6 protein-coding genes are annotated in these 5,993 nt (G+C 72.8%); 3 read left to right on the top strand and 3 right to left on the bottom strand.

Going from position 1 to position 5,993, the window contains the following annotated elements:
• Nucleotides 1–244: 244 nt before the first annotated feature.
• Entirely contained in the window at nt 245–1,063 is an 819-nt protein-coding gene (locus C1J00_RS36670; protein WP_180989833.1) for a GntR family transcriptional regulator, read from the bottom strand.
• 177 nt (nt 1,064–1,240) lie between these two features.
• Here C1J00_RS36670 and C1J00_RS36665 point away from each other — a divergent pair, with 177 nt between their 5' ends.
• Both C1J00_RS36665 and C1J00_RS36660 read left to right on the top strand, forming a co-directional pair.
• The gene (locus tag C1J00_RS36665) at nt 1,241–2,092 is read left to right on the top strand and encodes a (2Fe-2S)-binding protein (protein ID WP_102913249.1); all 852 of its coding nucleotides are present in this window, start codon (nt 1,241–1,243) and stop codon (nt 2,090–2,092) included.
• A gap of 303 nt (nt 2,093–2,395) precedes the next feature.
• Nucleotides 2,396–3,436 carry a DUF2637 domain-containing protein gene (locus tag C1J00_RS36660; RefSeq protein WP_102913248.1) on the top strand — a complete coding sequence of 347 codons (1,041 nt, stop codon included), beginning with the start codon at nt 2,396–2,398 and terminating at the stop codon, nt 3,434–3,436.
• Nucleotides 3,437–3,494: 58 nt separating this feature from the next.
• Here C1J00_RS36660 and C1J00_RS36655 read toward each other — a convergent pair whose 3' ends face one another.
• Nucleotides 3,495–3,917 carry an ATP-binding protein gene (locus tag C1J00_RS36655; protein ID WP_102913247.1) on the bottom strand — a complete coding sequence of 141 codons (423 nt, stop codon included), beginning with the start codon at nt 3,915–3,917 and terminating at the stop codon, nt 3,495–3,497.
• A 487-nt stretch (nt 3,918–4,404) separates the two neighbouring features.
• The gene (locus C1J00_RS36650; RefSeq protein WP_102913246.1) at nt 4,405–5,028 is read right to left on the bottom strand and encodes a hypothetical protein; all 624 of its coding nucleotides are present in this window, start codon (nt 5,026–5,028) and stop codon (nt 4,405–4,407) included.
• A 232-nt stretch (nt 5,029–5,260) separates the two neighbouring features.
• On the opposite strand from C1J00_RS36650, the gene C1J00_RS47340 reads away from it, so the two are divergent.
• On the top strand, nt 5,261–5,993 hold a 733-nt coding region (locus C1J00_RS47340; protein WP_245936643.1), incomplete at its 3' end, for a helix-turn-helix domain-containing protein.

Genomic DNA, 5,993 nt, shown 5'->3' with positions numbered 1-5,993 from the left:
CAGCCCTGGCGGCACGCATGCCCGCAGCTGGGGGGCGGGGCCGGCACGCATGCCCGCAGCTGGGCGAGCCACGGCGCTCTCGCACCCGCGTACGGCGAGAAGGGACGTGTCGGGGGGGGCTCGCCCGCAGCGATTGGCGCGTCAACGTCAGTCAGTCGGTAGGGAGGTTCATCGCGCCGTTCCGAGGACGGACACCCACGGCGCGGCCCCGACCCGCTCCCGGCGAGAAGGCGAAGGACCGCCGCTAGCCCGCAGCCGTCGCCCCCGCGAAGTGCTCGCCCACCAGCGCCCGCACCACGTCCAGGTCCCGTGAGACCAGCGCGTCCAGCAACGCCGTGTGCTCGTGCGCGTCCGCGACCAGGTCGGCCCGCCCCCGGGTCCCCGGTCCACCGCCGGCCAGCGGCCACTGCGCCCTGCGGTGCAGGTCCTCCGCGATCTGGACCAGCTGCTCGTTGCCCGAGAGGGACAGCACGGCCCGGTGGAACCGCCGGTCGGAGTCCGCGTAGGTCGCGCGGCAGCCGGTGGACGCCGCACGGACCGTCGCCTCGGCGAGGGGCCGCATCTCGGCCCAGCGTTCGGCGGGAACGGTACGGGCCAGCCGCAGCATCACCGGGACCTCGATCAGCGCCCGGACCTCGGCCAGTTCCGCCAGCTCCCGCACCCCCCGTTCGACCACCCGGAACCCGCGGTTCGGCACGACCTCGACGGCGCCTTCGAGGGCCAGTTGCTGCATGGCCTCCCGCACCGGCGTCGCCGAGACCCCGAACCGATCGCCCAGCACCGGCGCCGAGTAGACCTCTCCCGGCCGCAGGTCCCCCGCCACCAGCGCGGCCCGCAGCGCGGCCAGGATCTGCCCGCGCACCGAGGCCCGCTGGACCACCGGCCGGGCCCGCGGTACGACCGGCGCGGGCGGCGCGGGCGGCTCGCTGTGCGTGTGTTCCCCCCGCGCCGCCCCGGCCTGCTGCGGCACTCGCGCGGGCCCGGCGGGTTTCGCCGCTGCCGCTGCTGCCGCCGCTGCCCACGGAGTCCCCGTGTCCGCGGAGCCCTGCGCTCCCTGCCTCACGGGTCCTCCTCCGGACGTATCGGTACTTGGGGTCATTACGGCGGGTTGTTACTCGTCCGTCAAGCACCATAGGCGCCCCAGAGCCCAGTTCAAATCCTGGTCATGTTTTCGGAGATCACGAGTAAGGTTAGGCTTACCTTCAAGAGCCCCGTTTCAGCCCGACGGATCGGTGATCACATGCCTGCGCCCCTTTCGGCCGTCTCCGGCGCCTACACACGCCTGGCCGAGATCCTTCCGGGGCTGGCCGTCACCGAACTGGACCCCGGGTGCGAGACCCCGCACGGCGGCGGCTGGACCGCGGTCGCCGACCTCGCGGCCGCGGGACCCGCCCTCGACCGCTTCCTGGCGTGGGACGTGGAGCAGATCCAGCGGGACTACGGCCGGCGGGCCCGCCCCGACGTCGTCGCCACTTTCGGCCTGCACCGCTACGCCTGGCCCGCCTGCCTGCTGATCACCGTGCCGTGGTTCCTGCATCGCCGGGTCCCCCGCTACCCCGTGACCCACGTCTCGTACGACCGCACCGCCCCGGGCCATGCCGTCGGGCACCTGGCCGTCCGCCCCGCCGGCTTCGCCTGCCTGCCCGGCGACGAGGCGGCCGGGTTGCCCGGCGCCCGGGTCGTCCCCGATGAGGAAGCGCTGCGTGCCGAGGTGCGGTCGGCGGTCGCCGAGCACCTGGAACCGGTCCTGGCCGGTTTCGGCCCCCGGATGCGGCGCCGCGGACGCGCCCTGTGGGGCATGGCGACGGACGAGATCGTCGAAGGAATCTGGTACATCGCCCAGTCGCTCGGCGAGATCGAGGAGCGGCGCGCGATGCGCGAGCTGGAACTGCTCCTGCCGGGCGCGACCAAGCCCTACGTCGGCACGGCTGCGTTCCGGGAGCTGACCGGCCCCGGCGGCGAGCCGCTGCTCACCCGGGACCGCGCGAGCTGCTGCATGTTCTACACGCTGCGCCCGGAGGACACCTGCGCCACCTGCCCGCGCACCTGCGACGCGGACCGGGTCACCAAGCTGCTGGCCACGGCCGGTTGACGTCCGGGCGGGGTCGGTCGCTCCCGTCGCCCCGTAAGATCATCGCGGTACCGGACACTCACACGCCCATAGGCGAGTCACAACTTCCTCACGGCCACGGGAACTTTCCGGGGAACCACCCGTACGGGTAGTCGTGTTCGAACTCAACTCCCGCCTTTCAAGCGGCAGTTCGAGCAGAACGCCGCCCTGAACAATCCCTTGCACTTCCTTGGCGGCCTCTTGCCCCGAAACCCCCTGAGGGCCGATGGGATTGGGCCAATATGGCGGGCGTTACGCCCTATCCCAATGCAAGGGACCACCCAGATGAGACTGACCGACATATCGCTGAACTGGCTGCTTCCGGGCGCCGTGCTTCTCCTGGGCATGCTGGCGGCGGTGGCGGTGCTCGCGCGCGGCAAGCGCTCCTCGGTCAAGGACACGAGCGCGGACGACTCCTGGGAGCGCAGCGAGGAACGCCGCAGACGCAAGGAAGCCGTCTACGGCACCCTCTCCTACCTTCTCCTGTTCTGCTGTGCGGCCGTCGCCGCCCTGCTCTCCTTCCACGGCCTGGTCGGCTTCGGCGAGCAGAACCTCGGACTGTCCGGCGGCTGGCAGTACCTCGTCCCGTTCGGCCTGGACGGCGCGGCGATGTTCTGCTCCGTCCTCGCGGTGCGCGAGGCCAGCCACGGGGACGCCGCGCTCGGCTCCCGGATACTGGTCTGGACGTTCGCCTTCGCCGCGGCCTGGTTCAACTGGGTGCACGCGCCCCGGGGCGTCGGGCACGCGGGTGCCCCCCACTTCTTCGCGGGGATGTCCCTGTCGGCGGCGGTGCTCTTCGACCGCGCGCTGAAGCAGACCCGCCGGGCCGCCCTGCGGGAGCAGGGACTGGTGCCCCGCCCGCTGCCGCAGATCCGCATGGTGCGCTGGCTGCGCGCCCCGAGGGAGACCTACCGCGCCTGGTCGTTGATGCTCCTGGAGGGTGTGCGCAGCCTGGACGAGGCCGTCGACGAGGTGCGCGACGACAAGCGCAAGAAGGAAGAGACCCGGCAGCGGCGGCGCGACCAGCAGCGCGTGGAGCGGGCCCAGCTGAAGGCGATCAGCCGCGGCCACCGCGGCCACTTCGGCCGTGGCGGCGGACGCCCGCTGGAGGTGCAGGTGGAGCGCGGCTCCTCGCAGGTCACCGCGGAGCCTGCCATATCCGCGCCGGAGCCCCTGCCCGTGCGCTCGCGTCCCTCCCTTCAGGCGGCCCGCAAAGGAGCTGACCCGGTGACCGTCGACCTCACCGCGGAGGACGACACCATGGCTCTGCCGCGTCTGGACTCCCTGGAGCGCAAGCTCAAGGACCTGGAGCAGCAGTTCGGCTGACCGGATCGCAGCACAGCGGCGAAAGGGGCGTGGCCTGCGGGCCGCGCCCCTTCGGCGTTCACGCCGCCCCGGCCTCCAGCTCGAACCAGACGGCCTTGCCCACTCCGTGCGGCCGGACTCCCCATGCGTCCGCGAGGGACTGCACCAGGAACAGACCCCTGCCGTTCGTACCGTCGTCGGCGACCGGTAGGCGCAGCCGGGGTCTGCGGGCCACGAAGTCCCGCACCTCCACCCGCAGTCCGCGGGGGCCGACGGTGGCCGTGAGGACCGCGTCGTGGTCGGTGTGGACGATCGCGTTGGTGACGAGTTCGCTGGTGAGCAGTTCCGCCACGTCCGACTGCCCCTGCTTCCCCCACTGCCCGAGCAGTTCCCGTAGGGCGCTGCGGGCTTCCGGGACGGCCCGCAGGTCCGCCCGCCCGAGTCTGCGCCGCAACTGCGGTGCCGGTTGCCGCTCCGTGACGTCGTCGGTCCCGTCCTCCACCGTCTTCGTCGAGAAGCCCCCGATCGTTATGGGACCGCCTAGTCGTGCCTGCCTCTCCATGACCCCCGCCCGCGCGCCGATGTCGGTTCCCCTCCTGCTCGAACACGTTCACGGGGATCCATGCCCCATCGGGAACGCGGCAGTCATGTCGAATCGTCAACGACCGGGTGTTCGGCCACCGGAACGGGGCGGGCGGCCCGGGCGGCGGGCCGCCGAGCGGCACTGCGGTGGAGGAGAGGGGGACAAGAGGGTAGCCGGTCCGGGTTCCCTGTCGGATCCTGACCGCCGGAGATCGGACGATGGGCCGACGGCCGGCTGCCGATCCCTGCGTACGCGGTGAGGGGCCGGGGCGGCGGACCGAGGTGCGCGGCGCTGCGGTGAAGTTGGCCGAAGTACGACGGTCTGGACGGGCACCGGGACCGGTACGGGGCCGTCCTCCCCACCCCCGTGGCGGGAGGACGGCCCCGGTCTTCCAGCGGACGGGCGGTCAGTACAGCTTGTTGACGGCGGTGGTCGTCGTCTTCTTGAAGGCTGCTACGGGCGCGTCGTCGAAGTCGCCCATCTGACCCCACGACACGACCGTGACGGTCCTGCCGTCCCGTCCGACGGACAGCAGCGAGATGTCCGTGGCGCCCCAGGACGTCTCGGTGTGCAGACCGCGGACGCGGGCGCCCTCCTCGACGGGCAGCGAACCGTAGTCCCTGCCCTCGGCCTCGATGTCCGGGGAGGAGTCCTCGATGCGGTCGGCGCAGGTTCGGATCAGATCGTCGTAGTGCTTCGCCAGGGCCTTCGCCAGGGCGGGTGTGCTCGCCACGACGGTCAACTGCACGGCCCCGGTGTCCAGGTCGGTCCGGAACTCCCGGTGCCGGTATTCGTAGTCGAGCACGCCCTCCGTACTCACGCAGAAGCCGAGTCCCTCCGGGAACCCTTCGGTGACCGGGCCGGCCGTCCAGGCCGAGGTCGGGTGCGGCGGCAGCTGGGACGCCGACAGGAACTTCGGCGCGGCGGCCTTCGGCGCGGCACCGGCGGCCGGTGCCGTGAGGACCGTGCCGGCCGCGAGGGCGGCGACGGTCAGGGCGGTGAGAGCGCTTGTTCGGATGCGCATGGACATGGGTGTTCCCCCGTGGACGAGTGCGTGGATGTGGTTGCCGCGCCGAGGCCGGCTGGTCGGCCCGGGCCTGGCCGGTGCGACACCAAGAGCATCAGCGGTCCCACCTCCCGAATGCAACAGCCGGCATCCGATCCGGCACGGTGGAACCATCCCAGCCCGTCTGACGTGCAGGTACATGGGGTGCCTGGGATGCCGTTCCGGGCCGCGCCGGGCTGAGAGAACAGGGGGAACGGTGTCGTTACAGGACGACGTCGACGACGTCGGGGAGTTCGCGGCGCTGCTGAGGACGCTGAAGGAGCGCACCGACCGCAGTTACGGTTCACTGGCCCGGCGCCTGGCCATGAACACCTCGACCCTGCACCGCTACTGCGCGGGCGAGGCGGTCCCGCTCGACTTCGCGCCCGTGGAGCGCTTCGCCGCCCTGTGCGGGGCGTCGTCGGAGGAACGTCTGGAGCTGCACCGCCGCTGGCTCCTCGCGGTGGCGGCGCGCCAGCGTCCCCGGCCGGCGAGCGCTGCGGGCACCACGGAGACAGGCATGGCGGGGGCCGGCGCGGCGGAGGCCGGCACGACGGAGACAGGCACGACGGAGACCGGCACGACAGCGGCCGGCATGGCGCAGGCCGGCACGACGGAGACCGGCACGGGCAGGGATACAGACACGGACCCGAACCCGGACACGGCCCCGGCCCCGGACACGAACCCGGACCGGGACTCCGCTGCGGTGTACGGCCCCGTCGGTACCCCTGCGGAAGTGGACCCGCGTCCCCGCCGACCCTGGTACCGCCGCAGACGCGTCGCGGTCGGACTGGCCGCCGTCTGCGCGGTGTTCGCGGCCCTCGGGAGCCTCGCCGCGCTGCCGGACGGGCGGCGTGCGTCCGCCGGCGACCGGCCCGGCACTGCCGCTCCGGCCCCGTCCGCTACGCCGAAAACCGAAACCCCGGACGGGAAGAGCCCCTCCCCCACCC

Origin of the sequence: Streptomyces cahuitamycinicus (assembly GCF_002891435.1) — a bacterium.
Lineage (GTDB): Bacteria > Actinomycetota > Actinomycetes > Streptomycetales > Streptomycetaceae > Streptomyces > Streptomyces cahuitamycinicus.
Note: the sequence above shows the minus strand (reverse complement) of the source record. Positions and strands in the feature narration are given on the sequence as shown.